Source organism: Limimaricola variabilis (assembly GCF_034371605.1).
Lineage (GTDB): Bacteria > Pseudomonadota > Alphaproteobacteria > Rhodobacterales > Rhodobacteraceae > Limimaricola > Limimaricola variabilis.
Genome location: NZ_CP139692.1, coordinates 237,881 through 264,428, shown reverse-complemented (window position 1 = coordinate 264,428; position 26,548 = coordinate 237,881). Strand labels below are relative to the sequence as shown.

Here is a 26,548-nt window from a genome sequence, read left to right as displayed (position 1 = left end):
CTGTTCCATCAAACCGAAAGGCGCGGATCCGGGCCGGATCGACGCGCGGGGAAATCGTCATTCCGACGGGTTTGGCCGCCCTGGCCCCGGCAGGGGGCGCGAGGCGGCCGCGGCCGGCCGGGATGGCTTCCCGGCCGCCCCGGGCACGGACCTAGCGGTCGTGCGTCGCCTCGAGCGCGAAGAAGGTCACCTGGTCGAAATCGCGGTCCGGCCGGTCGCTGGTGTTGTTCTGCGAATAGGCCCCGGCCTTGAAGTACATGAAGTCGTCGGCGACCGAGTAGCCGCTGCCGCTCATGTCGTAGGGCTCCGCCTCGACCACGCTTCCGTCATCGCGGCTGATCGAGACATGCAGCATCGGCCGCAGCGCACCGTCCTGCTCTTCGCCGCGCACCGCGATCTCGTAGGAGAAGGTCTCGTCGAGCGCGATCCCGTCAGCGGGGTTCTCGGCATGATCGCCCCGGTCGCCGATCATCTCGACATAGACGTCGTCCTCGCCCACCGCCTCATGGGCGTAGTAGATCGACCCGAACTTGTTGCCGGGCAGCTTGCGGTAATAGAGCCGGATCGGTTCGTCATCCTTGGCGTGGATCTGGCCGATGATGACCCGGCCGACCTTGCCCGCCTCGCCGATCCGCGTGACCTGGTTGACCGCCAGTGTCGCGCGCATCACCCCGTCGACGCCGCCGGCCATCGCCTGCGCCTCTTCGGGGGCCGAGGAGAAGACCCAGTTGTTGGCGGTGGGCGTGCCGTCATCGTTGCGGGTCGGGATGCTCTCGTCGCCGCGCCGCATCATCTCGCGCAGTTCCGAGCGGGCATAGCTCGAGCCGGAGGTGGTGACGCCGCCCGGCACGGTGCGGAACACCATGCCGCCGGTCACGGGGTCGGTGTAGAAGAACCGCTCATCCGACCAGCCCTGCAGATCGGTCTCGGAGATCTCGTCCACCTTGCCGTTGCCGTCGAGATCGGCGGGCAGGGTCAGCTTCCATCCCGCAAGGTCGAAATTCTCGCTCGGCGGCACGTCGATGCGCAGGTCGAGGCCGGTCTTGCTCATGCTCGCCTTCCGCGCCGTGTCGCTGCCATCGTTGAGCTCTGCGACCGCGCCCGGCCCGCAGCCGAAGGCCTGCATCTCGATCAGGCTGTTCCAGCCGCTCTTCTCGTTGCCCTGCCCCGTCAGCCGCAGGTAGCGCGCGGCGGTGGCGGGCACCTCGAAGCGTTCGATCGCGGTGCTCTTGCCGCCGCTCTGGCCGCACTCGATCAACGGCACCCAGATCTCGCCGTCCTGCGACGCCTCGATATCGAAGCTCGTGCGCCGCTCGTCGCCCTTGTAGAAAGCGAGGCCGACCTCGCGCAGCGCCTGCTCCGCGCCGAGATCGAGGGTGATCCGCTTGCCAACCCCCTCGGACGACCAGCGCGAGTCCGGATCGAAATCATTGTCGAAGACCCGCTCGGGGCCGTATTCGGCGTCGAAGCTGCCGTCATCCGTGGCCGCGACAACGGCCAGCGGCGAGATCTCGGCGCAGTCCTGCGGCGCCTGCGCCGCGGCGGCGGCGGGCCACAGCGCCCCCGCGATCAGCAGCGCGGATCCCCCGCGATTGAAAATGGTCCTGTTCGTCATGTCGCTCCTCCCCGAGCGGGCAAACGCGCTTGCGCGCAGAAAACTTGTGAAACCGGGAGGCGGTCAGCCCACGCCCCGCAGCACCTCCCCGTCCTCGGCCATGTCGGGCAGGATCGCGCCCGGCGCGGCCACGACTCTTGACGCCATCTCATGCGCGCGGCGCAGCGCCTCGCGCGTGCCGCGCCAGCCCAGCCAGGCCCCCAGAAAGGTGCCGTCGAAGGCGTCGCCCGCCCCGGTGGTGTCGACCACCCGATCGGCGCGGGCATAGTCCGGCGCCGGCCCGGCCTGCCGCGGCGCCAGCAGCAGCGGCCCCTCGGCGCCGCGCTTGAGCACGCAAAGCGACATGCCATAGCCGCGAAGCCGACGCGTCGCCTCGGCCTCGCTCTCGCCGAAGAGCGCCATCTCGTCGTCGATCGAGGGAAAGCCGATATCGGTGATCGACCAGGCCCGCGCGACGCTCGCGCGCGCCGCCTCGACGCTCTCCCACAGGCGGGGGCGGTAGTTGCTGTCGAAGCAGATCGTCACCCCCTCGGCGCGCATCTCCTCCAGCCGGTTAAGCAGCGCGGCGCGGATGGCGGGCGTCAGGATCGCCAGGGTGATCGCCGACAGGAAGACATGGCTCGCCCCGTCGAGCGCCGAGAAGTCGGGCGCGTCATCGGCGCCGAACATCCGCCGCGCGGCCGAGGCGTCGCGCCAATAGGCAAAGCTGCGCTCGCCCGCCGCGTCGGTCTCGATCGCGTAGAGGCCAGGGCCGCGCTCCGGATCGCGTCGGACCCGGTCGCAGCCCACCCCGTGGGCCCGCATGAACGCCTCGATCCGGTCCGAGAACCGGTCCTGCCCGAGCGCCGTGACCAGCTCGATCCGCGCCGGCGGTGGCAGCGCCCGGCGCATGTAGATCGCGGCGTTGAGCACGTCGCCCGCCACGCCGAGCCGCGCGGTGTCCCTGTCTTCCGGCACCGACAGCTCGATCATCGGCTCGCCGACGAAGAGGACGAGCGGCGGCTTCATGACTGCGCCGCTCCGCGCATCTCCTCGGGCAACAGCGCCTCGGGCAGGTTCTGGAAGCAGACCGGCCGCAGGAAACGGCGGATCGAAAGCGTGCCGACCGAGGTGGCGCCGAAATTGGTCGAGGCCGGATACGGCCCGCCATGCACCATGGAGTCGCAGACCTCGACCCCGGTCGGGAAGCCGTTGGCCAGCACCCGTCCCGCCTTGCGCTCGAGGATCCGCAGCAGCGGCGCGGCGGCCTCGGCATCGGCGTCCTCGATCTGCAGGGTCGCGGTGAGCTGCCCCTCCAGCTCGCGCGCCACCTCGCGCATTTCCTCGGCACTCTCGGCCAGCACCACGACGCCCAAGGGGCCGAAGGCCTCCTCGTGCAGGCTGTGATCGGCACGCCAGTCGCTGGCGCGGGTGACGAAGAGCGCAGGTGCCGCGTGGCGCGGGTCGCTCTCGCGGGCGATCCGGGTCTCGGCGCGGCCATTGGCGACCATCGCATCGCGCGCGGCGCGGAAGGCACTGGCGATGCCCGGCGTCAGCATCGGCTGGTCGGGGGCCTCCTCTAGCGCCGCCTGCGCCGCGTCGATGAAGCTCTCGGCCCGGTCGCCGGCGGGCAGCACCACGACGCCGGGATTGGTGCAGAACTGCCCCGCCCCCATCAGCAGCGAGGCAGCCCAGCCCCGCGCGATCTCGCCGCCGCGCGCGGCCAGCGCGCGCTCCAGCACGAAGACCGGGTTGATCGAGCCCAGCTCGCCGAAGAACGGGATCGGGTCGGGTCGCTGCGCGCACAGATCGAACAGGGCGCGGCCCCCGGCGAGAGAGCCGGTGAAGCCCACCGCCCGGATCAGCGGATGCCGCACCAGCGCTTCGCCCACGGCGCGGTTGCCGCCCTGGATCTGGCCGAACACGCCGGGATGCAGCCCCTTGGCCGCGCGCGCGGCATCGACCGCCTGCGCCACGATGTCGGCCACGCCGGGATGCGCCGAGTGGCCCTTGATCACCACCGGGCAGCCCGCCGCCAGCGCCGCCGCCGTGTCGCCGCCGGCGCTCGAGAAGGCGAGCGGGAAGTTCGAGGCGCCGAACACCGCCACCGGGCCGATCGGGCGCTGCATCATCCGCAGCTCGGGGCGCGGCAGCGGCTGGCGCTCGGGCAGCGCCTTGTCGTGGCGCAGGTCGAGATGCTTGCCCGCCTCGACATGGTCGGCAAAGAGGTTGAGCTGGGCCACGGTACGCCCGCGCTCGCCGTTGAGCCGCGCCTCCGGCAAGCCGGTCTCGCGCATGCCGATCTCGGTGATCTCGGCGCCGCGCGCCTCGATCTCTTGGCCGATGCGGCGCAGGAAGGACGCGCGCTGCGCGCCGCTGGTGGCCGAATAGCTGTCGAAGGCCGCTTCCGCCGCCGCGCAGGCCCGCTCGACCAGCTCGGGGTTGCCCGCCTGGAACGTCTCCGGCGTGCCGTGGATCGGCTGGTTCTCGAAGGTCGTGCTGCCGTCGAGCCATTCTCCGGCGATCAGGTGCTTGGTCTTGAGCATGGAAAGCTCCTTTCGGATGTCGTCGCGGCGGGCCAGCCCGCCCGCGTCAGGCGGGCAGATGGGGATGAAATCTGGGGCGAGCGGGCCGCGCCCCAAAAAAGGGGGCGGCGCTCGGAGCCCGTGGGGGATTGACGGGGCCGCCGCGCAAGGCGGCCCCGGGGGAGGATCAGGAGAAGACCAGGCCGCCGTTGATGTCGACATTGGCGCCGGTGATGAAGGACGCCGCTGGCGAGGCCAGGAACACCGCCAGCTCGGCCACCTCCTCGGAGGTGCCCTCGCGCTTCAGCGGTGTGTTGCCGGCCACCATCTTGCGCACCTCGGGCTTGGTGAAGATGTTGTGGAAGTCGGTGTCGATCAGCCCGGGGCAGAGCGCGTTGACGCGGATCGCCGGGGCCAGCTCCTTGGCCATGCCGCGGGTCATGGTCATGATCGCGCCCTTGGCCGCGCCATAGGCCAGCGCGCCGCCGCCGGCGCCGTCGCGGCCCGCCTGGCTGGCCATGTTCACGATCGCCCCGCCCTCGGTCATGTGCGGCAGCGCCGCCTGGATCAGCAGGAAGGCCGAGGTGACGTTGACGTCCATCACCGCCTGCCAATGCTCGACCGTGATCTCGGGGATGGTCTTGCGGGCGATCAGCCCGCCGGTCACCGGCATCACCACGTGGATGGCGCCGAAGGTCTCGGCCGCCGCGGCGACGAAAGCCTTGACCTGCGCGGGGTCGGTCATGTCGCCCTGCATGGCGAAGGCGCGGCCGCCCATCTCCTCGATCTCGCGCACGGCCGCCTCGGCGCCCTCGCCGCTCTTGTAGTAGTTGATCGCGACATTGGCGCCCGCCTTGGCGAGGCGGATAGCGCAGGCGCGGCCGATGTCGCGCCCGCCGCCCGAAACGATCGCGGTCTTGCCCTTGAGTTCCATGTGTTCGGTCCTTCGTGTCTTGGTGGATTGGCGTCGCCCGGACCGCGTCCGGGCGGCGGGATGCGTCAGGTGCGGGCGAGCTTCTTGATCACCCGCTTGAAGGTCCGCTCCTCGGCGTCGGTGAAGTAGAGGTCGCAGTCGTAGCCCTGATCGTCGAGGAAGTGGAAGATCCGCTTCGGCGCCTCCAGCCGGTAGGGCACCAGCAGCGTCGCGATCCGGTGGCGGGTCGCCTTGGGAAAGCGCGCGGTCAGGCAGGTGCTGACCGGCAGCCCCTCGATCTCCTTGGGATCGACACCTTCGAAGCCGGTCTTCTGGCTCAGCTCCGGCATCCCCGCCTCGGACCAGACAACCTGGCCGTAGAAGCCCGCCTTCTGCCCGGTATAGCGGAACGAGGCCTGGCCGAGATCGAACGGGCCGTTGGCGTGCAGCAGCCAGTCGATCGAGACCGGGCTTTCGGCGTCGATGCTGTCGACGATGACGAAGTAGTCGTCATGGACGAAATGCACCTCGCGGCTGACATGGGTCACCTCCAGGCTCAGCGAGCGGTAGGCCTCGGTCGCGTCGCCATGGATGTAGATCTCCTCGCCGCGATCCTCGGCCGCGAGGATCCGGCCGGTCGCCGCCATGGCGCGCGCCTTGTCCTTGTCGGCATACTGCCCCTTGCCGTCGATCAGGATCGCGTTCTTCGACCGGGTCTGACGCCGCCAGCCCTGATGCATGGTCGAGTTGAAGGCGACGTAGTGCCCCGACTGGATCGCCAGATCCTCGCCGAAGGCCGACAGGCAGAAGGCGTTCTGGTCGCCATGGCTGTGGCTGATCGAGCCGAAGGGCGAGGATTTCATCACGAATTGCAGATGCCGGTCCGGGTCGTCCATGTGGCTCTGGATCGCGGCCCAGCCGATCCCCTTGAACCAGCGCAGCCGGTCCTGCGGCCCGGGAGCGGCGCCCTCGACCTGCGGCCAGTCGTGGCGATACATCAGATCGTCGAAGTTCAGGTCCCACCAGCCGTAATTGTAGAACGCGCCTTCGGTGCCCGGGTCGTTGCGGCAGATCTCGTCGAAATACCACTGATAGGCCGGGTTGCCGGTGACGCCCGCATATTGGCGCAGATTGTAGCCGATCTTCAGGCAGGGCAGATCGCCCATCGTGCTGTCGTCGCCGAAGGTGGCGCGGCGGGTGTCGGGCGCCTTGGTGTAGAGCGGGAAATCCCCGGTCTTCTGGAAGAAGGGCCGCTCGTAGAGGTTCAGCCCGGTGAAGTTGCGCAGCAGGTTGGCGGCCTCGGTGAGATAGGCCATGCCGGTCATCCAGTAATGCGGCCCCTCGGCCCAGCCGCCATCGGCGTCGCCCCAGGGCGAATAGACCGTCCAGAGGAACTCGATCGAGTAGTCGAGCCAGTCGCGCGCCTCGGGCTCCTCGTCGAGCAGCGCGATGCAGGCCGGGACGAGAACGGCCGAGACCGAGCGCACCGCATGGCTGTCATAGGGGAAGAGATGGATATGGGCGTGGCGGATCACGTGATCCGCAACTTCGCGGGTCCGCGCCAGCAGCGCCTGCCGCACCCGGGCCTCCTCCTCCGCGTCGAGCACGTCGCGCAGCCAGTCATAGCCCCAAGCCAGCGCCACCGCGACGCGGAAGGCCCACTCATCCGTGTAGCCGCGCGAGGTGGTGCCCGCCGGATCCCAGTCGGCAGCCGAGAGCAGCCATTCCTTGGAGCGGGCCACCATCGCCTCGTCGCCGAGCACCTTGCCGGCGATGGCGAGGTGGCGGATCGCGTAGATCAGCTCCTGGCAGTCGATATAGGTTTGCCGCCAGATCGGCGCGGTGCGGGTGTTGTTCGGATAGGGCGCGGGCTCGGCCATGATCTCGCGGTCGAGCCAGGGCGCCACCGATTTGTCGAAGAAATTCTGCCAGTTGCAATGCTGAGGATCGGCGGCCACCGCCTCGCGGAAGGCCGTGAGTTCCCTGGGTCCGAGCCAGAGGCGCGGATGCGCCATGTCGGCCTTAGCGTAGCGGTCGGCGCGGCCCGGCAGCGGCGTCTCGGGCAGCCCCTCGGGCAGGTCGAAGGCGCGGCTCCGGCTCCAGCGGGTGGCGGGGCGCTTCGCCGCGGCGTCCCACACCGCGTAGGACCAGTGCCAACGGCCCGGCGGCAGCGCCGCGTCGGGCGTCAGGAAGTTGAGCGGCAGGTCGGTGAAGAGCTGCGTCGCGCCCTCGGGAAACTCCGGATCGGTCGACAGGCGCAGCACGTAGCGCGCCGCCTCGTCGACCACCGGCAGCCAGGTGAAGCGCGGCGGGTTCTCGGTGAGGGCCGCCCCCTCATCGGGCGCGTAGCGGATGTTGAGACGGCCGGCGGCGGGTTCGTCGAGATAGGCGGTCTGGGGTTCGGCGGTCATGATGGCCATGCGCGTGCGTCCTCGGTCGTATGGGAATGGGGCGTGGTCCGGGGGGCCGCCTGCGGCCCCCCGTTGCCGGCATCAGCTTTCGTATTGGCGCTCATAGGCGGAGTTCATCACCTCCAGCACCTCATCGAGGCCGCGCTTCTCGAGCTGGGACATGTAGTCGTCCCAATCCGCCTCGACGTCGCCGGTGCCGAGGATCCAGGCCTGCTGGCGCTCCAGCATGTAGGTCAGGATCGAGGGCCAGTACTTGTCGTAGGTCGCCTGCTCTTCCTGGTTGAAGCTCACGCCCAGGAATTGGTCGATCAGCAGGTCGTTGGCCTCGTAGAGCTCGATGCCCTCGCGGGCGGCATCGGAGGTCCACTGCCACTCATAGCCGTAATCCATGTAGAAGCCGCGCGGGATCTGCGCGCCGATCTCCCACATCTGGCTGTTGACCGGCTGGTCGCTGGTCAGCACCTCCTCGGTGTAGGTCGGCGTGCCGTCGACCATCTCGTAATGCTCGCCCTCGACGCCGAAGTTCGACAGCCGGCGGCCTTCCTCGGTGAACCAGAAGTCGAAATACTTGATGGTCTCGACGGGATGCTCGTTGGCGTAGCTGATGGCCCAGCCATCGGGCTTGAGCGGGGTGCGGCGATGCTCCTCGATGCGCTGGCCGCTGACGCTCTCGGGTGGCAGCATCGGCACGAAGTTGAAGCCCGGCACCTTCTCCTGCAGCGCGTCGTTGTAGCCCGAGGTCGAGGCGAACCAGTCATGGGTCAGCCCGCCGAGGTTCTCAGACAGCAGGTATTCACGCGCGCTCGAGCCGCGGGTGAAGATCTCGGGGTCGATCAGCCCCTCGGCGTACCACTTGGCGAGGTTCTTGATCCCCTCGCGGTAGCCTTCGGTGGCGTAGGGATGCTTGATCTCGCCATTGTCGACGTAGAAGTCGTGATAGGTGTCCGAGCCCGAGGACCGGCCGTCCCACAGCGTGACGAAGCGGATCAGCTCCTCCCACTGGCGCTCGAAGATCGGGATCTCGTCCTTCTTGCCGTTGCCGTTGGGGTCCTGGTCGCGGAACGCCACCAGCACCTGGTAAAGCTCCTCGACATTGTCGGGCTGCTCCAGCCCCAGCGCGTCGAGCCAGTCCTGGCGGATGTACCAGGCGCGACCGAACTTGCCGTCGGGCAGGTAGGGCACGTAGTAGATGTTGCCGTCCCAGGAGGCCATCGCGTCGCGCAGCTCGGGCCGCTCGTCGAACAGCGCCTTGATGTGCGGCGCGTGCTCCTCGATCAGCTCGTCGAGCGGCAGGAAGGCGCCCTCGGGGCCGTACTGGTTGACCGGGTCCTTGATCCGGTTGCCGCCGACGATGTCGGGCAGGTTGCCCTGCGCCAGCAGCAGGTTCATCGCCTCGTTGTGGTCGGGGGTGTTGCGACCGGCGGTGGCGTCCTTGAGGTGGATGCCGGTCATCTCGCGCGCCGCCTGCTCGACCGGGTAGTTCTCCTCGTAGCCCTGGTTGCGGGGCCAGTGGAAGTGGATCGTGAGCTCGAGCGGCTCCTCGACGATCCTCAGATGCTCTTCGGCGAAGCCCGGCTGGGCCAGCATGGTGGTGGCCAGGAACGCGGCGGACAGTGTCGTTTTACGCATGGTTCTCCTCCCAAATCGCGTGTTGTCGGTCATTCCTTCACCCCTCCCAGAAGGATGCCCTTGTTGAAGTACTTCTGCACCCAGGGGTAGATCAGCAGCACCGGGATGATGGAGCAGACGATGATCGCGGCGGTGACGGTCTCGACCGAATAGGCCGCGTCGATCAGCGTGCTGGTGAACTCCTCGTCGTCGGACAGCTCGGCGATCAGCTGGCGCAGATAGACCTGCAGCGGGATCTTGTCCTCGCTTTGCAGCAGCACCATCGCCCAGAAGAAGCCGTTCCAGCGCGCCACGATGCAGAACAGGGTGATGGTGGCGATCGCCGGCTTGGACAGCGGCACGTAGACCTTCCACAGCACCTGGAACTCGTTGGCGCCGTCCATCCGCGCCGCCTCCTCGAAGGAGGACGGGATGGATTCAAAGAAGTTGCGCAGCAGGATGATGTTGAAGGCGTTCAGCGCGAAGCCGATGATGATCCCGAAATAGCTGTCGAGCAGGCCCAGATCGCGCATGTTCAGGAAGAACGGGATCAGGCCGGCGTTGAACCACATGGTGAAGGCCACGAAGAGGTTCCAGAACCTGCGCCCGATCAGCTGCGGCCGCGACAGCGCGTAGGCGCCGGGGATGATGATCAGCAGGCTCACCGCCGTGCCGCCGAAGGTGTAGACTAAGGTGTTGGCGTAGGAGCGCCAGAACTCCGGCTCGCTCAGCACCCGCTCATAGGCCGCCAGCGTGAACTCGACCGGCGCCAGCACCACGGTGCCTGCGGCCGCCGCGAAGCCCGAGCTGAAGGAAACCGCGGCGATGTAGATGAACGGGTAGAGCGTCGAGATCGTGAACAGCCCCACCAGCACCATGTTGGCGATGACGAACCATTTGTCGCCGCGTGAGTAGAGATTCATGTTCATGGCGTTGCCCTCCTCACCACAGCGACGTGCGCGACACGCGCTTGGAGATGGTGTTGGCGGTCATCACCAGCACGAAGGCGACGACGGCGTTGAACAGGCCGGCCGCGGCGGCGAGGTCGTATTGCCCCTGCTGCAGGCCCTGGCGGTAGATGAAGGTGTTGATCACGTCCGCCGTCTCGTAGGTCGCGGGCTGGTAGAGCAGGATGATCAGCTCGAAGCCCACCTCGAGCAGGTTGCCGATGCGGATGATCAGCATGATGATGATCGTCGGCAGGATCGAGGGCAGCGTGACCTTCCACATCATCTGCCAGCGGCTGGCGCCGTCGACCACCGCGCTCTCGTAGAGCGAGGGGTTCACGCCAGCGATCGCCGCGAGATAGACGATCGACTGGAAGCCCGCCTCCTGCCAGATGCCGGAGCCGATGAAGATCGGGCGGAACCACTCGGGCCGCGTCAGGAAGTAGATCGGCTCCATGCCGAGCCATTCCAGCACGGTGTTGACGATCCCCGCCGAGGGCGAGAAGGCCGTCATCACGATGCCGGCGATGATCACGGTCGAGATGAAGTGCGGCAGGTAGACGATGGTCTGCGCGGTCCGCTTGTAGGTCTGGTTGAGGATCTCGTTGAACATCAGCGCCAGCAGGATCGGCGCCGGAAAGCCGAACAGCAGGCTGAAGAAGCTGATGATGACGGTGTTCTTGATCGCCCGCAGGAACTGGTCGTTGTCGAACAGCGTGCGGAAATGCTCGAAGCCGATCCAGGGGCTGCCGTCGATGCCGCGGAAGATCGAGTAGTCCTTGAACGCGATCTGCAGCCCGTACATCGGCTTGTAAAGGAACAGCAGGAACCAGATGATCGTCGGCAGCAGCAGCACGTAGATCTGCCACTCGCGCTTGAAATGATCGCCAAGCCGTGCGGCGCGCTTCTTGGCCCGGTCGCGCAGCGCCTCGCGCGACTCGATGACCAGCTCTTCGGTCGATGGACCGATGCTCTCCTGATGGCTCATGCCGCCACTCCCACCCGGGGCGCCGAGAGCACCCGGCCGGTGTCGTGGTCGAAGACCTTGACCCGCTCGGGCGCGACGTGGAAGGCGTTGACGCCGCTCAGATGCGCGGTGTCGCCGCCGGTCTCGGCCTTGATCACGAAGGGCGTGTCGCCGATCGAGCTGTGCAGCAGCGCCTCCGAGCCCAGCGTCTCGATCAGGTCGAGCTCGACCGGCACGGTCGAGCCGCCCGAGACCGGGCTGATCGAGGCGTGCTCGGGGCGGATGCCGATGATCACCCGGCGGCCCTGTGCATGGCGCAGCGCCTCGAGCGCCGGCAGCGCGATCCGGGCGCCGCGCGTCACCGCCACCGGCTGGGCGTCGCCGCCCTCGACCACCGCCTCGAACTGGTTCATCGGCGGCGAGCCGAGAAAGCCCGCGACGAAGGTGTTGGCGGGGTTGTTGAACAGCTCCATCGGCGTGCCGACCTGCTCGATCCGGCCGTCGCGCATCACCACGATGCGGTCGGCCAGCGTCATCGCCTCGACCTGGTCGTGGGTCACATAGACCGAGGTCACGCCGAGCCGCTTGTGCAGCCGCTTGATCTCGGCCCGCATCTGGGTGCGCAGCTTGGCGTCGAGGTTCGACAAAGGCTCGTCGAAGAGGAACACTTCCGGGTGGCGGACGATGGCGCGGCCCATGGCGACGCGCTGGCGCTGGCCGCCCGACAGGTCGGCGGGGCGGCGGTCGAGATAGGGGGTGAGCCCGAGGATCCCGGCCACTTCCTCGACCGACGCGGCGATCTCGGTCTTCGGCGTGCGGCGGATGCGCAGCCCGAAGGCGATGTTGTCCGCGACGCTCAGATGCGGGTAGAGCGCGTAGTTCTGGAACACCATCGCGACGTCGCGATCCTTGGGCGCGACGCGGTTCACGACCCGCCCGCCGATCCGGCAGGTGCCGCCCGAGATCTCCTCGAGCCCGGCGATCATCCGCAGCGTCGTCGACTTGCCGCAACCCGACGGTCCGACCAGCACCACGAATTCCTTTGCCGCGATCTCCAGGTCGATGCCGTGGACGACTTCGAGCGCGCCGTAGCGTTTGACGATTTTTTCGAGACTGACGCCTGACATGGTCCCCTCCCTTTCGGCCCCGACGTGGAAGCACTGGCAGCATGACTATCGGATTCGTCAGGAGTGATCAATACAAATATTGACAACTGACTGGCAAACCGGCAATCAACTGTTAACAAGATCATGTCCCGACTGCCGAGAGGCACGCGACCGCCTGGCGGGAAAGAAAGGTTAATAAGCGCTTTACCGCCCATAGGTTCGCTCCATTCGACGGAACGCGCGCTGTCGAACCGGACTTTACAAGTTCCGGCCGCCGCGCCCCGGATCGGGACGAATTTGTTCGGCCTCCCCGCCCGGAGGCCCCTGTCATGCCCCGCACCGTGACGGCGCGCGGCGATCTGCCACGAGAGAGGAGACGATGATGCAGGTGAACAGCGATACCCCGGAGGCCTGGATGACCTCCGGCCCCGGCGCCCAGCGGCGCATCCTGTGCGAGAACCCCGAGTTGATGATGGTCGAGTTCCGCTTCGAGAAGGATGGGCGCGGCCTGCCGCACCACCATCCGCATGTCCAGACGACCTACGTGACCTCGGGGCTGTTCCGCTTCACCGTCGCGGGCGAGACCCGCGACCTGGGCCCCGGCGACGCGATGCTGATCCCCTCGAACGCCGAGCACTCCTGCCTGTGCCTCGAGGAGGGCGTGCTGATCGACGCCTTCACCCCGCGCCGCGCCGATTTCATGGAGGCGCACGGCCTGCCGACCGGCTGAACGCAAAGGGCCCCCGCCATGGCGGGGGCCCTTCAGATCATGCCGTCACGGCCGCGTCAGGCGTGGCCGATATCGCCTTCGAAGACCCGCCTGCGGGCGTTCTCGATATGGCCGCGCATCGCCGCCCGCGCCGCCTCGCCGTCGCGCGCCGCGATCGCCTCGTAGATCGCGTCATGCTCGGCCTGCACCATCACCAGCCGCTCCTGCGACTTGGTCAGCGACAGGTTGCGGGTGAGGTTGAGGCCGGTGAGGATGTTGGCCTTCATCGAGTTGCGCGCCGACATGAAGTAGTGGTTGTCGGAGGCCGCGCAGACCGCGGCGTGGAACGCCTCGTCGGCATCGACGCCGAGCTCGCCGGTGCGCACGCAGCGGTCCAGCTCTTCGAGCGCGGCCTGGATCTGGCGCAGCTCGCGCTCCGAGCGGCGCTGCGCGGCGAGATAGGCCGCCTCGCCCTCGATCGCGGCGCGGAACTCGAAGGTGCGCTGGATGTCGGCGATCGAGCCGATCGGCGCGAAGTCGAGCACCGCCTCCTCGGGCTTGCGCCGCACGAAGGAGCCGGAGCCCTGGCGCGACACCACGACCCCGTCCTCGCGCAGCTGCTTGAGCGCCTGGCGCAGCACCGGGCGCGACACGCCCATCTCCTCGCTCAGATCGTGCTCGGTGGGGAGCTTCTCGCCCACGGGGAAATCCCCCCGCACGATCCGCGAGAGGATGTTTTCATAGACCGTATCGGCCAATGTCCGGTCGCGGGTTTCACGGGCGGCCCGCACCGGGGCCGCCGCTTGGGGAAACTCTATCGCCCGTTTGCCTGTCGCCATGCGCTGTACTTCCCCTTTGTTGCCGGATCGGTCGGCGGGTAGAGGCCGAAGGTCGACGCGCCCTTCTGCACCTCCTCCATCACGAAATCCTCGAAGGAGGTCATTTCGATGGCCTCCTCGGCGACTTCATCGGCCATGTGCCTCGGTATGCATACAACCCCCTCATTGTCACCGACAATGACGTCGCCGGGGAAAACGGACACGCCGCCGCAGGCGATCGGGTCGTTGATCGCAACCGCGTGGTGCTTGGTGAGGTTGGTCGGCGCGCTCGGTCGCGAGTGGTAGGCGGGCATCTCGAGCTGCGCGATCTCCGGCGTGTCGCGAAAGCCGCCATCGGTGACGATGCCACGGCAGCCGAGCTGCTGCAGCCGCGTCGCCAAGATGCAGCCGGCGGAAGCCGCGGTCGCGTCGCCGCGCGAGTCGATCACGAAGACCGCGCCGGCGGGGCATTCCTCGACGCCCTTGCGCTGCGCGTTCTCGCGGTCGGCAAAGCTTTCGAGCACGTCGAGATCCTCGCGCGCCGGGATGTAGCGCAGCGTGTAGGCGAGGCCGACCATGTTGCGCCCCGACCGGAGCCGCTGCGGCCCCTGCAGGTAGATGTTGCGAAAGCCCCGCTTGAAGAGCGCGGTCGTCAAGGTCGCCGTGCTGACCTGCATCAACCTCGCATGGGTCTGCGACCCGAGCGCCGTCATTTCCATCGTCCCCTCCTGCCCGTCCCGTGACGGCTCTGCCAAATGTTGAGCCCAAGCTAGACGGCCACCCGCATCTTGTCAAGATTTGTAATCGTTATTTTTACAAGACCCGCCACCCTCGGCCGGAAGCCCGCCCTGCGATGGCCAATATATATGGAGATTACGCGTTTCCAACATCAATGTTGCGTTTTTTTGTAATTCGGACTACGAATCAAATCTTACAAGGGAGAGGGAGGACAGTGACATGTTCATGAGAGGCATCCTGCTCGGCTGTGCCGCAGCGATCGCAATGGCCGGCGGCAGCGTCGCCGCCGAGGAATGGCGCGGCTGGAACATCCATGTCGAGGATTACCCGGTCAGCCACGGCATGGAGCGCTTCGGCGCGCTGGTCGAGGAGCGCACCGGCGGCGAACTGACCGCCAAGACCTTCCATTCCGGCGTGCTCGGCTCGCAGCCCGACGCGATCGAGCAGCTGCGGCTCGGGGTCATCGATTTCGGCGTCTTCAACCTGGGCCCGATGGGCCAGTCGGTGCCCGAGGCCAACGTCACGCTGCTGCCCTTCATCTTCAAGGACGTGCCGCAGATGTACGCGCTGATGGATGGCGAGCTCGGCGCCGCGATCGGCGAGGGCATGCGCGCCCGCGGCATCGTGCCGGTCGGCTGGTACGCCGCCGGTGCGCGCTCCTTCTACAACGGCGAAGCCCCGATCGAGACGCCCGAGGACGTCGCCGGCATGAAGGTGCGGGTGATGAACAACGACCTCTTCGTCGGCATGATCGAGGCGATGGGCGGCAACGCCACGCCGATGGATTTCGCCGAGGTCTACCAGTCGCTGCGCACCGGGGTGGTCGACGGCGCGGAGAACAACCCGCCCTCCTATGAATCGACCAACCATTACGAGGTCGCGAAGTTCTACTCGCTGACCGAGCACCTGATCATCCCCGAATGCCTCTGCATCAGCCTCAAGTCCTGGGACGCGCTGACGCCGGAGCAGCAGGAGATCGTGGCCGAGGCCGGCCGCGAGAGCGCCACCTACCAGCGCGAGCTGTGGGACGAGCGCGAGGCCGCGAGCCTCGAGACGCTCCGGGCCGCCGGCGTCGAGATCAACGAGATCGCCGACAAGAGCGCCTTCCAGGAAGCGATGACCCCGGTCTACGATGCCTATGTCGCCGACAATCCCGACATGGCGCCGCTGGTCGAGATGATCCGCGCCGCGCAGTGAACCGACCCGGCGGGGACCGCTCCGGCCCCCGCCTCCCCTTCCCCCTCGCCGGGACATCGCCCATGACCGCCCATCCCCGCCTGATCGCCGGACTCGACGCCGCGCTGCGGCTGCTGCGCAACGCCTGCCTGCTGGTCGGATCGCTCTGCCTAGTGGTGCTGATCGCCAGCTTCGGCTGGCTGGTCTTCGGCCGCTACGTGCTCAACACCACGCCGACCTGGGTCGAGCAGCTCTCGCTGCTGCTGGTGGGATACATCACCTTTCTCGGCGCCGCCGCCGGCATCCATGACGACGGCCATCTCGGCGTCAGCTTCGTGCGCGACGGCTTCGGGCCGCGCGTCTCCTCGGTGCTGCGCTGCATCTCCGACCTGATCATGGCCGGCTTCGGCATCGTCATGTTCTCGGCCTCGGCCGAGCTGGCGCGCTTCGGCTGGTCCTCGCAATTGCCGATGCTGCACCTCCCCGAGGGGATGCGCGCCGTCCCGGCGGCGATCTGCGGCCTGCTGGCGACGCTGTTCTGCGGCACCCGCGCGCTGCGCCGGATGCTCGGGCAGATGCCCAGCACCGACCCCTTTCTCCCGGAGAAGATCTGATGGGCCTCGCCATCCTCATGGGCGCCTTCGCGGCGCTGCTGCTGCTCGGCGTGCCGGTGGCCTTCGCGATGGGCATCGCCGCGGCGTTGACCTTCTGGTTCGAGGGGCTGCCGCTGCTGATGACCTTCCAGCGGACGATTTCCGGCATCTCCGCCTTCTCGCTGCTGGCGATCCCGTTCTTCATCTTCGCGGGCGAGCTGATGCTGCATGGCGGGATCGCCCGCAAGCTGGTCAACTTCGCCTCGACGCTGGTCGGCCATATCCGCGGCGGGCTCGGCTCGGTCAACATCCTGTCGAGCATGCTGTTCGGTGGCATCTCCGGCTCGGCCATCGCCGACATCTCGGCGCTCGGATCGCTGCTGGTGCCGGTGATGAAGGAGCGTGGCTACCGCGCCGACTACGCGGTCAACGTCACCGTGACCTCGTCGATCGCCGGCATCGTGATCCCGCCCAGCCACAACATGATCATCTTCGCCATCGCGGCCGGCGGCGGCGTCTCGATCTCCAAGCTCTTCGTCGCGGGCGTGGTGCCCGGCATGCTGATGTGCCTGTGCCTCGCCATCGCCGCCTACATCCTCGCGATCCGCCACAACTACCCGGCCGAGGCCTTCCCGGGCTGGCGCGCGGTGCTGCTCTCGGCCGCCGAATCCATCCCCGGCCTCGTCACCGCGATCATCATCATCGGCGGCGTGCTTTCGGGCGTGTTCACGGTGACCGAATCCGGCGCCTTCGGCGCGCTCTACGCGCTGGCGCTCACCGCGATCGTCTATCGCAGCCTGAGCTGGGAGGATTTCCGCACCGCCATCGTCAACTCGGTGCGCACCACCGCGATGGTGATGATCCTGATCGGCTTCGCGGCCTCCTTCGCCTATCTGCTGGCGCTCTACCAGGTGCCGGCGCGGCTGTCGGACGCGCTGCTGGCGCTGACCCAGAACAAGATCCTGATCCTGCTGATGATCAACGTCATGCTGCTGGTTCTGGGCATGATCATGGACATGGCGGCGCTGATCCTGATCTGCACGCCGATCTTCCTGCCGATCGCCCGCAGCCTCGGCATGGAGCCCGAGCAGTTCGGCATCATGCTGCTGGTCAATCTCGGCCTCGGGCTGTGCACCCCGCCGGTGGGCACCTGCCTCTTCGTCGGCTGCGTCGTCGGGCGCATCCGCATCGAGGAGGCGGTGCGCGCGATCTGGCCCTTCTACATCGCGCTGGCCGGGGCGCTGCTGCTGGTCACCTACGTACCCTGGGTCTCGCTCGGCCTGCCGCGGCTGATGGGGCTCTGATCCTGCGTTGCGGCGGGTCGCCCGACCCGCCGCAGCGCCACGGCGGCGATCCCCACCACGATCCCCCAGAAACTGCCGCCGAGGCCCCACAGGCTGGCGCCCGACGCTGTCACGACGAAGGTCAGCAGCCCGGCCTGTGCCTCCTGCGGATCGGCCATCATCTCCGACAGCCCGCGCCCGATCGGCCCGAGCAGCGCCAGCCCCGCGAGCAGCGCGATCACCTCGCCCGGCAACAGCGTCAGCGCCGCGACGATACTGCCACCGAACACCCCCGCGAGGCAGAAGAACACCCCGCAGGCCACCCCGGCCACATAGCGGCGCGACGGGTCTGGATGCGCTTCGGGTCCCGCCCCGAGCGCCATGGTGATCGAGGCCAACGCGGTGGTGATCCCGCCCATCAGCGCGGCGGGCAGCGCCGCCAGACTCGCCACCACCAGGATCGGCCGGGCCGGCGCGGCAAAGCCGTTCGAGCGCAGCACTGCCAGCCCGCCGAGGAACTGCCCGGTCAGCGTAACCACCACCAATGGCAGCGCCAGCCCCAGAAGCGCCTGCGCGGAGAAGACCGGCCAGGTCACGAAGGGCTGCGCCACCCGCAGCCCGACCTCGCTCAACGGCACCTCGTAGATCCCCCATGACAGCGCCAGCGCCAATAACAGCACGATGGGCATCACCATCCGCGGCAGCCGCGCCTGCAGCACAAGGAACGCCGCGAGTAGCACCGTGAAGGCCAGCGGCACCGCGCCGAGCGCACCCATCGCCTCGGCGCCGAAACGGAACAGGATGCCCGCCATCATGCCGCTCGCCACCGCGCGCGGCACCAGAGCGACGATCCGGTCGAACAACCCGCTCGCCCCGATCGCCAGGATCGCGGCGGCGGTGACGAGATAGGCCCCCGCTACCTCGCCCGGCGACAGCGCGGGCCCGGCCGAGATCAGCAGCACCGCGCCGGGCGCCGACCAAGCCACCAGCACCGGGGCGCGCAACCACAGGCTCAGCCCGATGCAGGCCAGCCCGGCCGAGACCAGTGTCGCGAAGACCCATGACGAGAAGGCCTGCGCCCCGACCCCCATCGCCTGCGCCGCCTGCGACAGGATCAGCAGCGGCCCGGCGCAGGACACCAGCACCGCCAGCAGCCCGGCCGTCACCGCCGAAGCGGAGACGTCGCGCAGACCCCCGCTGCGCTCGGGTGCCGCGCCCGCGCTCACGCCGCCCGGCGCGCCGTGTCGGGCATCCGCGCCAGCGCTTCGAGGAAGTATGGGCGGAAGCCGATGGGGTGCTCGCTCATCGGGAAATGGCCGAGCTCATCCATCACCGCCAGCGTCGCGCCGGGGATCGCCGCGGCGGTGCGCCGGGCATCCTCGGGCGTGCAGGTCAGGTCATAGGCGCCGACCATCAGGTGCACCGGCGTACGCGCCGTGTCGATCGCGCCGAGCCGACCGATCAGGCTGTCGTCGCGCGTGTAGAAGCTCAGATCGCCCCGGAACACGCCGGGCCCGGACTGCATGAACATCCACTGGGTGTTCCAGCGCTCGGCCGCCGGCGCGTGCGGAGAAATGTTGGCCGAGACCAGCGCCGCCCCCATCTCGCCGCCATGCGCGTCGGGGCGGTGGAACCAGTCGATGTCGTACCAGGCGGGCTGGAAGTCACTGGCCTCGATCGCGATGAAGCCCGAGAAGCGCTCGGGATGCAGCGCCGCGAGCTGCAGCGCGATCCGCCCACCCATGGAGCAACCCGCCAGCACCGGCCGCTCGAGCCCAAGCGCCTCGACCATCGCCAGCACGGTCTCGATATAGGCCTCGGTGGTCAGCAGGTATTCCTCGGTCTCGAACCCTTCCGGCGGCAACGACTTGCCGTGCCACGGCATGTCGAAGGCGATGAGCCGGTTCGAGCCGGTGATCTCGGCGTCGTTGAGCAGGTGCCGCCATTGCCGCGTGTCGGCCCCGGCCGTGTGCAGGCACAGCACCGGGCGACCCTGCCCGGCCTCCTCGAAATAGACGCGGTGGGCGCGCCCGCCCAAGTCCAGCGTCAGGTAGCGCCCGGTGATCGCCTCGATCGTCCCGTTCATGCCGGCACCTCCTCGACGTCGCGCCCCAGCGCCATGAATTCCTTGAAGAAGCGCAGGTTCTTCACGAGGGCGAGGATGTCGCCATCGACCCGGCCCCGGCCGATCTTCACCAACCCGAAGATGTCGTGGAATCCCGGCTCGGGCCGCGCCTGCCAGAACGCCTCCAGCGCCGCCGCGTCGGTTGAGAGCGCGAAGCGCCAAGGCGTCTTGCGGCTCGGGCCGCACTGGATCGCCGCCAGCGCGCCACGGTCGAAGACGAGGTAATATTCGGCGTCGTCCACCTTCAGCAGCACGGTCTCCGAAAACAGCCGCCCCAGCCGCCGCAGATGCGGCGTGCCGTTGAGCCGGGCCTGCATGGCGCGCAGTCTGGCTTGCATGATCCTCTCCTCTCGCTCGCCCGGATGGGCGTTCGGGGCCCAAGCTGCCGTGGATCCGCCGCGCCGGGCAATGTCGCGCAGGGTATCCCGCGATACCCCCGCGGCTCGCGTCACGGGCGATGCGGGAGGCAGGGTATCGCGCGATACCGGGCCGGGCATTGGCCGGCTGGGGCCACTCGCACAGGATGCCGGCGAAGCGACCCCTTGGAGGAGGAATGAGGATGCGCAACGTTACCAGAGAGACCGTCACGGACGCGGTGATCGCCTCGCTCGGCCAGCATGGCGAGATCAGCGACCGCCAGCGCGAGATCATGAGCGCGCTGATCCGTCACCTGCATGATTTCTGCCGCGACGTGACCCTGACCCATGGCGAATTCATCGAGGCCTGCCAGTTCCTCGCCCGCGCCGGCGCGGTCTGCGACGACAAGCGACAGGAATTCATCCTGCTCGGCGACATCCTCGGCGTCGAGGTGCTGGCTGACATGCTGACCCACCCGGTCGAGGGCGGCGAGAGCGAGTCCACGGTGCTCGGCCCCTTCTACCGCGAGAACCCGCCGGTGCTGCCCAAGGGCGCCTCGACCGTGCAGAAGCATTTCGACAACGAGGAGACGGTCTATTTCGAGGGCCATGTCCGCGACGCCCATGGCAACCCCGTCACCGGCGTGACCATCGACGTCTGGGAGGATGCGCCGAACGGGCTCTACGAGAACCACGACCCGGACCAGCCCGACTACAATCTGCGCGGCCGCTTCGAGACCGACGAGCAGGGCCATTACGCCTTTCGCGCGGTGCGCCCGGTCGCCTACCCGATCCCCGACAACGAGACGGCGGGCGAGCTGCTGCGCTACATGGGCCATCACCCGAACCGCCCCGGCCACATGCATTTCATCCTGTCCAAGGACGGCTACCGCACCCTGGTCAGCCAGGTCTACGACGCCGACAGCGATTGGCTCGACAGCGACTCGGTCTTCGCGGTGAAGGAGAGCCTGATCGCGAAGTTCGAGAAGGCCGGCAGCGATCTCGACACCGACCTGCGGGTGAGCTTCGATTTCGTCCTCAAGGAGGGCGCCGCCGAGGCCGCGCTCGCCGCGGAGTAGAAATCGGCCCGCCTGGCGACCCCAAACCCCTGCCTCGGCAGGGGTTTTTCTCGTGCCAGCCCCTTTGCGGCGCCGTAAGATCGCGGGCCAGGGAGAGAGCAATGAATTTCAGGCAACTGACCTACTTCACGGCACTGGCCGAGGAACTTCACTTCGGCCGTGCGGCGGAACGTCTCGGCATGGCGCAGCCACCGCTCAGCCGCCAGATCAAGCAGCTCGAGGAGGAGCTCGGCGCCCAGCTTTTCGACCGAAGCCGCAGCGCCATCTCGCTCACCCAAGCGGGGGAGCGGCTCTACGAACGCGGCGTGTCGATCCTGCGCCAGATCGAGGATGCCAAGCTCGAGGTGAAGCGGATCGGACAGGGTGCCGAGGGGCGGCTGAGGATCGGCTTCGTCGGCTCATCGACCTTCGGCATCCTGCCGACCATCATCAAATCGTTTCGCGCCAATTTTCCGGAGGTCAATCTCAGCCTGCTGCCGATGAACAACGCGCAGCTGCACCGGGCGCTTGTGGCGCGCGAAATCGACGTGGCGTTCGGCCGCCCGGCGCTAGAGGACCCCGAATTCGTCACCCGCGAGCTGCTCGAGGAGCGGCTGATCCTGGCCCTGCCCGACACCGTCGATACCGGTGGGCGCACGGTGGCCAAGCTCGAACGGCTGGCGACGCACAATCTGATCCTCTACCCGGAATACCCGCGTCCGAGCTACGCCGACTTCATCCTCGGCGCCTGCGAGAAGGCGGGCTTTCCGGTGCCGCTGCGGGTCTGGTGCATGGACCTGCAGACCGCGCTCAGCCTCGTCTCGGTCGGGGAAGGGGTCTGCATCGTCCCGGAGTCGGTCTCGTCAGCGCCGCGCAAGGGCATGAAGTTCCTGCGCATCGAGCCAGAGATCGCGCGTACCGCACTGGCATTGAACTACCGCTACGACGAACAGGGCGCGCATGTGCGCAACTTCGTCGGCATCGCCCAGAAGGTCGCGCGCAAGGTCTTCTGAACCACGGGCCGCCGCGCCGGCGGCCCGGGCCGTGCCATTGGGTTCAGACCCCCAGCCAGCGATGCTGCGCCTCGGCGTCGGCGCGGATCTCGGCGGCGGTACCGGTCCAGACCACCTGCCCCTTGCTGACCACCGCCACGTCGTCGGCCAGCGAGGTGGCAAAGCCGAAATTCTGCTCGACCACCACCATGGTCAGCCCGGCACGCTTGAGCTCCTGCAGCTTGTCATGGATCAGCTTGACGATGATTGGCGCCAACCCCTCGGTCGGCTCGTCGAGGATCAGCAGCCGCGGGTTCATCAGCAGCGCCCGCGCAATCGCCAGCATCTGCTGCTCGCCACCCGAAAGCTGCGTGCCGCCATTCTCCATCCGCTCCCCCAGGCGCGGAAACAGTTCGAGCACCCGTTCGAGCGTCCAGCGCCCCTCCCCCGCCCCGGCAAAGCGCCGCGCGGCGAGGTCGAGGTTCTCGCGCACCGTGAGCGAAGGGAAGATGTCCCGCGTCTCGGGCACATAGGCGATGCCGTCGCGGGCCACGTCGAAGGGGCGCTTGGCGATCGGCGCGCCGTCGAGGCGGATCTCGCCGCCGCGGCAGGGCAGCAGCCCCATGATGGTCTTGAGCGTCGTGCTCTTGCCGGCGCCGTTGCGGCCCAGCACCGCCAGCACCCGCCCCGGCCGGGCCGCGAGCGACAGCCCGTGCAGCACCTGCGTTTCGCCATAGCCGGACCGGACGTCCACCAGATCAAGCATCTTCCCAGCTCCCCAGATAGATTTCCTTGAGCAGGCTGCTGCCGCGCGCCGCCTCGGGCAGCCCGTCGAACACCACCTCGCCGTAGTTCAGCACCGTGATCGTGTCGGCCACCGCGAAGGCGAGATCCATGTCGTGCTCGATGATCAGCAGCGTCAGGTCGCGCGGTAGCGATGCCAGCAGCTCGTGGAAGCCCCTGGCCATCTCGGGCCCCACCCCGGAGGTCGGCTCGTCCATCAGGATCACCTTGGGCCGCGTGGCCAGTGCCACGCCGACCTCGAGCTGGCGGCGCATGCCGTAGGAGATCTCGCTCACCCGCGCGTCGAGATGATCCGACAGGCGCAGCTGCGCGGCGACCTCCGCTACCGTCTCGCGGACCTCCGGGTGGAGGAGCCCGTCGCGGCCCAGCCCCATGCCCCGTCCCTGCGCCACCATCGCCGCGAGGCCGAGATTGTCGGCCACGCTCAGCCCGTCGAACAGCGTGTTCTTCTGGTAGCTGCGCGACAGGCCGGCCCTGGCGCGCTGCGCCACCGGCAGCGCGGTGACGTCCTCGCCGTCGAGGATGATCCGCCCCGAGCTCGGGGCTATCTCGCCGGTAAGCTGGTTGAACAGCGTGGTCTTGCCGGCGCCGTTGGGGCCGAGGATCACGCGGCGCTCGCCGCGCCCCAGCTTCAGCGACACGTCGCGGGTGACGTGGATCGCGCCGAAGCTCTTGTCGAGATTGCGGGTCTCAAGCATTGCCGGGCACCTCCTCGGCCAGGGGTTGCGGGCGACGGGCCGTGCGGCGTTGCGCGACCCATGTCTCTATGGCGCCGAAGATGCCGTTCGCGCGGCTCATCACCACGGCGATCAGCACCAGCCCGGTGACCAGGTGCCAGTAGGGGGTGATCGCCCCGACCTCGTGCTTGAGCACCACGAAGAAGGCGGCGCCGACCAGCGGGCCGACCAGCGTGCCCAGGCCCCCGAGGATCACCACCACCAGCGCCTCGCCCGAGACGGTCCACGACAGCAGGCCGGGCGAGACATACATGATGTGCTGCGCCGCCAGCGCGCCCGACAGCCCGGCGATCATGCCCGACAGGCCGAACACATGCGCCTTGACCCGCCAGACGGTGAGGCCAAGCGCGCGCATCCGCTGCTCGCTCTGCTGCACGCCCGACAGGCTGCGCCCCAGCCCCGAGCGCAGCACGAAGGCGCAGGCGGCATAGGCCAGCGCCACCATGGCGAGGCAGAACAGTGCGAAGCTGCGGCTGTCCATCAGGTCGATGCCGAACACCGACAGGTCGAGCCGCGCGATGCCGCCCAGCCCGTCATCGCCGCCGAAGGCGGGGGTTTCGAAGATGTAGGAATAGGCCATCTGCCCGAAGGCCAGCGTCGCCATGATGAAATAGATGCCGTGGCTGCGGGCGCAGACCGCGCCGATCGCCCAGGCCAGCGCGCCGGTCAGCCCGACCGCACCCAAAAGCGCCAGCGGTGGCGCGACCCCGGTCTGGGTCTGCAGCATGGCGTAGCCATAGGCGCCCACGCCGGCCAGCGCGCCATGCGCCAGTGACACCATACCGCCGAAGCCCGCCACCATGTCGAGCGCCAACACCAGGATCGCGAGGATCGCGATCTCGGTTAGGATCTCGAGCCCGAAATAGCTCGCGCCGAAGGCGTATCCGATGCCCGCGGCGGCGAGCAGCGCCAGCGCCGCGACGCGCAGGGGAGTGTGTCTGAACATCGCTCTATCCTTTCGCGGGGAAGAGGCCGGTCGGCCGGGTCACGAGGACCAGCGCCAGCAGGGCATAGATGAGAACCGAGGAGAACTGCGGCGCCAGCACCGCGCCGAAGGTCTGCACCACCCCGTAGATCAGCGCCCCGGCGATCGCCCCCTTGAGCGATCCCAGCCCGCCGATGACGATGACGATCAGCACCGGGATCAGGATCTGCAGCCCCATGTCGGGCGTCACCGACAGCAGCGGCGCCGCCACCGCGCCCGCCAGCCCCGCCAGCGCGCAACCGACGCAGAACACCACGAAGAACAGCCGCTCGACATCGATGCCGAGGCAGGCGGCCATGGCGTCATTGTCGACACCGGCGCGGATCATCGCGCCGATCTGGGTGCGCCCCAGCACGAAGGCGAGTGCGGCGAGCACTGCCAGACCCAGCCCGATCACGAACAGCCGGTAGGCCGGGTAGTCGACACCCAGTAGCCGGACCTGCCCCTCGAGCAGCACCGGCACGTCGGAGGCCAGCGCCACGTCGCCCCAGATGATGCGGGTGAGATCCAGAAGCGCGAAGATCAGGCCGAAGGTGACCAGCACCTGCGCCATCGGGCCGGATCGCCGCATCCGGCGGATCAGCCCGCCATAGAGGACCACCCCCATCGCGGCGACGGCAATCGGGGCCACGATCAGCCCCACCCAGAAGCCGCCGGTGGCGCCCGCCACGCTGGCGGCGACATAGGCGCCGAGCGCGTAGAGCGCGCCATGGGCGAGATTGACGAAATGCATCAGGCCGAAGATCACGGTCAGCCCGACGGAAAGCAGGAAGAGAAGCATCGAGAGCTGCAGCGCGTTGAGCGCCTGAAGCACCCAGAAGCCGGCGTCATGGGTCATGGCGGGTCTCCCGGTTCGGATCGCAGTGAAAGATCGGCCGCGCCCGGGACGGACGCGGCCACGGGCCTTCAGTTCATCTCGCAGCCATTGGCCGGGTCGGCCTCGGCCGGCAGGGTGGCGAGCACCTTCTGCGTCAGCCCGTCCTCGCCCGCGACGGTCTCGTAGACATAGATCGGCTGGACGATGTTGTTGGTCGCCGGATCGATCGACATCTGGCCGCGCGGGCCACCGAAGCTGACCTCGCGCAGCGCCTGCGCCAGGCTTTCGCGGTCGGCGGCGCCGGTGGCGGAGGCCTCGATCAGCGCGCGCGCGGCGTCGTAGCCATGCACCGCGAACTCCGACGGCAGCCGGTCGTTCGCCGCTTCGAAGGCCTGCACGAAGGCGGCGTTGGCCTCGTTGTCGATGGTCGGCACGTAATGCAGCGCCGCGACCACACCCTCGGCGGCCGCGCCCTCGGCCTCGACATAGAGCGGCGAGGTCAGGAAGCCGGAGCCGTAGAGCGGCAGCTCGCCCTTCAGCCCGAAGCTGTCATACTGCTTGACGAAGGAGATCGCCTCGCCTCCGGCATAGAAGACATAGACCGCATCGGCGCCGCTGGCCTTGGCCTGGGCGAGATAGGGTCCGAAATCCTGGGTCTGCTGGAACGGCGTGAACTCCTGGCCGACGATCTCGCCGCCGGCCGCCTCGAAGGTCTCGACGAAGCCACCGATCATCTGCCGCCCCGCCGCGTAGTCGGGTGCGAGGGTGTAGACCTTCTCCACGCCCTGCTCGGCCAGCCAGGTGCCCATCGGGCGGTTGACCTGGCCGTTCGAGAAGGAGATCCGCGTGATGTAGGGCGAGCAATCCGCGCCGGTCGCCTCGTCATTGCCGGCATTGGCGACGATCAGCGGCACGCCCGCGCCGTCGACCATGTCGCGCACCGCCCCCAGCACGCCCGAGGACACGATGCCGACCATCACGTCGACATTGTCCTGCAGCATCAGCTTGCGCGCCTTGGCGAGCGCCACCGGCGGCTTGACCTCGGTGTCCTCGCGCAGCACCTCGAAGGTGGCGTCGGTCTCGACGCCGAAGGTCTCGAGCCCGAGCCGGAAGCCCGCCTCGATGTCGTTGCCGAGCGCCGCATAGACGCCCGAGAAGGGCAGGAGCAGCCCGACATCGATCTGCTCAGCGGATGCGCTTTCGACGCAGAAGGTCGTGGCGAGCCCGGCAAGGGCCGCCTTGGTCATGGTCGGCATGGGTGTTCTCCTCCAGTTGTTTGGCCTCGC

Annotated in this window: 25 protein-coding genes; 6 read left to right on the top strand and 19 right to left on the bottom strand. The window is 68.3% G+C overall.

Annotated features, from left to right (window positions below; all coding sequences use genetic code 11):
• Positions 1-151 precede the first annotated feature (151 nt).
• The 9 genes from T8T21_RS17050 to T8T21_RS17010 form a co-directional block, all read right to left on the bottom strand.
• Entirely contained in the window at positions 152-1,615 is a 1,464-nt protein-coding gene (locus T8T21_RS17050; protein ID WP_322337623.1) for a polysaccharide lyase family 7 protein, read from the bottom strand.
• Between the two features lie 63 nt (positions 1,616-1,678).
• On the bottom strand, positions 1,679-2,623 hold the full coding sequence (locus T8T21_RS17045) for a sugar kinase (RefSeq protein WP_322337622.1): 945 nt from the start codon (positions 2,621-2,623) through the stop codon (positions 1,679-1,681).
• Positions 2,620-4,140: an aldehyde dehydrogenase (NADP(+)) gene (locus tag T8T21_RS17040; protein WP_322337621.1), complete on the bottom strand. Its 1,521-nt coding sequence runs from the start codon at positions 4,138-4,140 to the stop codon at positions 2,620-2,622. Before T8T21_RS17040 ends, T8T21_RS17045 begins: the two co-directional genes overlap by 4 nt.
• 166 nt (positions 4,141-4,306) lie before the next feature.
• Positions 4,307-5,053 (bottom strand): SDR family NAD(P)-dependent oxidoreductase, encoded by a 747-nt coding sequence (locus T8T21_RS17035; RefSeq protein ID WP_322337620.1) that lies wholly within the window; start codon positions 5,051-5,053, stop codon positions 4,307-4,309.
• Positions 5,054-5,118: 65 nt separating this feature from the next.
• The gene (locus tag T8T21_RS17030; protein WP_322337619.1) at positions 5,119-7,452 is read right to left on the bottom strand and encodes a DUF4962 domain-containing protein; all 2,334 of its coding nucleotides are present in this window, start codon (positions 7,450-7,452) and stop codon (positions 5,119-5,121) included.
• A gap of 72 nt (positions 7,453-7,524) precedes the next feature.
• Positions 7,525-9,072: a type 2 periplasmic-binding domain-containing protein gene (locus T8T21_RS17025; protein WP_322337618.1), complete on the bottom strand. Its 1,548-nt coding sequence runs from the start codon at positions 9,070-9,072 to the stop codon at positions 7,525-7,527.
• A 29-nt stretch (positions 9,073-9,101) separates the two neighbouring features.
• A complete protein-coding gene (locus T8T21_RS17020; protein ID WP_322337617.1) occupies positions 9,102-9,980 on the bottom strand; it encodes a carbohydrate ABC transporter permease in 879 nt (292 codons plus the stop codon).
• A 13-nt stretch (positions 9,981-9,993) separates the two neighbouring features.
• A complete protein-coding gene (locus T8T21_RS17015) occupies positions 9,994-10,923 on the bottom strand; it encodes an ABC transporter permease (RefSeq protein WP_407660145.1) in 930 nt (309 codons plus the stop codon).
• A gap of 59 nt (positions 10,924-10,982) precedes the next feature.
• Positions 10,983-12,092, bottom strand: a complete 1,110-nt coding sequence (locus T8T21_RS17010; RefSeq protein ID WP_322337615.1) for an ABC transporter ATP-binding protein — start codon at positions 12,090-12,092, stop codon at positions 10,983-10,985.
• A 361-nt stretch (positions 12,093-12,453) separates the two neighbouring features.
• Here T8T21_RS17010 and T8T21_RS17005 point away from each other — a divergent pair, with 361 nt between their 5' ends.
• Positions 12,454-12,801, top strand: coding sequence for a cupin domain-containing protein (locus T8T21_RS17005; RefSeq protein WP_322337614.1), 348 nt, complete (start codon positions 12,454-12,456; stop codon positions 12,799-12,801).
• 56 nt (positions 12,802-12,857) lie between these two features.
• Here T8T21_RS17005 and T8T21_RS17000 read toward each other — a convergent pair whose 3' ends face one another.
• Both T8T21_RS17000 and T8T21_RS16995 read right to left on the bottom strand, forming a co-directional pair.
• On the bottom strand, positions 12,858-13,619 hold the full coding sequence (locus T8T21_RS17000; protein ID WP_322337613.1) for a FadR/GntR family transcriptional regulator: 762 nt from the start codon (positions 13,617-13,619) through the stop codon (positions 12,858-12,860).
• Entirely contained in the window at positions 13,595-14,311 is a 717-nt protein-coding gene (locus tag T8T21_RS16995) for a ribonuclease activity regulator RraA (RefSeq protein WP_322337773.1), read from the bottom strand. The genes T8T21_RS17000 and T8T21_RS16995 overlap by 25 nt, the downstream gene beginning before the upstream one ends.
• Before the next feature lie 250 nt (positions 14,312-14,561).
• Here T8T21_RS16995 and T8T21_RS16990 point away from each other — a divergent pair, with 250 nt between their 5' ends.
• The 3 genes from T8T21_RS16990 (at position 14,562) to T8T21_RS16980 (ending at position 17,409) form a co-directional block, all read left to right on the top strand.
• The gene (locus T8T21_RS16990) at positions 14,562-15,533 is read left to right on the top strand and encodes a TRAP transporter substrate-binding protein (protein ID WP_322337772.1); all 972 of its coding nucleotides are present in this window, start codon (positions 14,562-14,564) and stop codon (positions 15,531-15,533) included.
• Between the two features lie 62 nt (positions 15,534-15,595).
• Positions 15,596-16,126 (top strand): TRAP transporter small permease, encoded by a 531-nt coding sequence (locus T8T21_RS16985; RefSeq protein ID WP_322337612.1) that lies wholly within the window; start codon positions 15,596-15,598, stop codon positions 16,124-16,126.
• The gene (locus T8T21_RS16980) at positions 16,126-17,409 is read left to right on the top strand and encodes a TRAP transporter large permease (RefSeq protein WP_322337611.1); all 1,284 of its coding nucleotides are present in this window, start codon (positions 16,126-16,128) and stop codon (positions 17,407-17,409) included. The genes T8T21_RS16985 and T8T21_RS16980 overlap by 1 nt, the downstream gene beginning before the upstream one ends.
• On the opposite strand, the gene T8T21_RS16975 is transcribed toward T8T21_RS16980, so the two are convergent.
• Genes T8T21_RS16975 through T8T21_RS16965 form a run of 3 tightly spaced genes read right to left on the bottom strand, consistent with a single transcriptional unit; the run spans position 17,361 to position 19,851 of the window.
• On the bottom strand, positions 17,361-18,614 hold the full coding sequence (locus T8T21_RS16975) for a benzoate/H(+) symporter BenE family transporter (RefSeq protein ID WP_322337610.1): 1,254 nt from the start codon (positions 18,612-18,614) through the stop codon (positions 17,361-17,363). The two genes, T8T21_RS16980 and T8T21_RS16975, sit on opposite strands and share 49 nt — an antisense overlap.
• Positions 18,611-19,474 (bottom strand): alpha/beta fold hydrolase, encoded by an 864-nt coding sequence (locus T8T21_RS16970; RefSeq protein WP_322337609.1) that lies wholly within the window; start codon positions 19,472-19,474, stop codon positions 18,611-18,613. Before T8T21_RS16970 ends, T8T21_RS16975 begins: the two co-directional genes overlap by 4 nt.
• Positions 19,471-19,851, bottom strand: coding sequence for a hypothetical protein (locus T8T21_RS16965; RefSeq protein ID WP_322337608.1), 381 nt, complete (start codon positions 19,849-19,851; stop codon positions 19,471-19,473). The genes T8T21_RS16970 and T8T21_RS16965 overlap by 4 nt, the downstream gene beginning before the upstream one ends.
• Before the next feature lie 221 nt (positions 19,852-20,072).
• Here T8T21_RS16965 and T8T21_RS16960 point away from each other — a divergent pair, with 221 nt between their 5' ends.
• Both T8T21_RS16960 and T8T21_RS16955 read left to right on the top strand, forming a co-directional pair.
• The gene (locus T8T21_RS16960; protein WP_322337607.1) at positions 20,073-20,948 is read left to right on the top strand and encodes a dioxygenase family protein; all 876 of its coding nucleotides are present in this window, start codon (positions 20,073-20,075) and stop codon (positions 20,946-20,948) included.
• A gap of 101 nt (positions 20,949-21,049) precedes the next feature.
• Positions 21,050-21,940 (top strand): LysR family transcriptional regulator, encoded by an 891-nt coding sequence (locus T8T21_RS16955; RefSeq protein ID WP_322337606.1) that lies wholly within the window; start codon positions 21,050-21,052, stop codon positions 21,938-21,940.
• A 43-nt stretch (positions 21,941-21,983) separates the two neighbouring features.
• Here the strand turns inward: T8T21_RS16955 and T8T21_RS16950 are convergent, their stop codons facing one another.
• The 5 genes from T8T21_RS16950 to T8T21_RS16930 all read right to left on the bottom strand — a co-directional run bounded on the left by T8T21_RS16950 (position 21,984) and on the right by T8T21_RS16930 (position 26,518).
• The gene (locus tag T8T21_RS16950; RefSeq protein WP_322337605.1) at positions 21,984-22,685 is read right to left on the bottom strand and encodes an ABC transporter ATP-binding protein; all 702 of its coding nucleotides are present in this window, start codon (positions 22,683-22,685) and stop codon (positions 21,984-21,986) included.
• Entirely contained in the window at positions 22,678-23,421 is a 744-nt protein-coding gene (locus tag T8T21_RS16945) for an ABC transporter ATP-binding protein (protein WP_322337604.1), read from the bottom strand. The genes T8T21_RS16950 and T8T21_RS16945 overlap by 8 nt, the downstream gene beginning before the upstream one ends.
• The gene (locus T8T21_RS16940) at positions 23,414-24,406 is read right to left on the bottom strand and encodes a branched-chain amino acid ABC transporter permease (RefSeq protein WP_322337603.1); all 993 of its coding nucleotides are present in this window, start codon (positions 24,404-24,406) and stop codon (positions 23,414-23,416) included. Before T8T21_RS16940 ends, T8T21_RS16945 begins: the two co-directional genes overlap by 8 nt.
• A gap of 4 nt (positions 24,407-24,410) precedes the next feature.
• A complete protein-coding gene (locus tag T8T21_RS16935; protein WP_322337602.1) occupies positions 24,411-25,283 on the bottom strand; it encodes a branched-chain amino acid ABC transporter permease in 873 nt (290 codons plus the stop codon).
• A 68-nt stretch (positions 25,284-25,351) separates the two neighbouring features.
• A complete protein-coding gene (locus T8T21_RS16930) occupies positions 25,352-26,518 on the bottom strand; it encodes an ABC transporter substrate-binding protein (RefSeq protein ID WP_322337601.1) in 1,167 nt (388 codons plus the stop codon).
• Positions 26,519-26,548 lie beyond the last annotated feature (30 nt).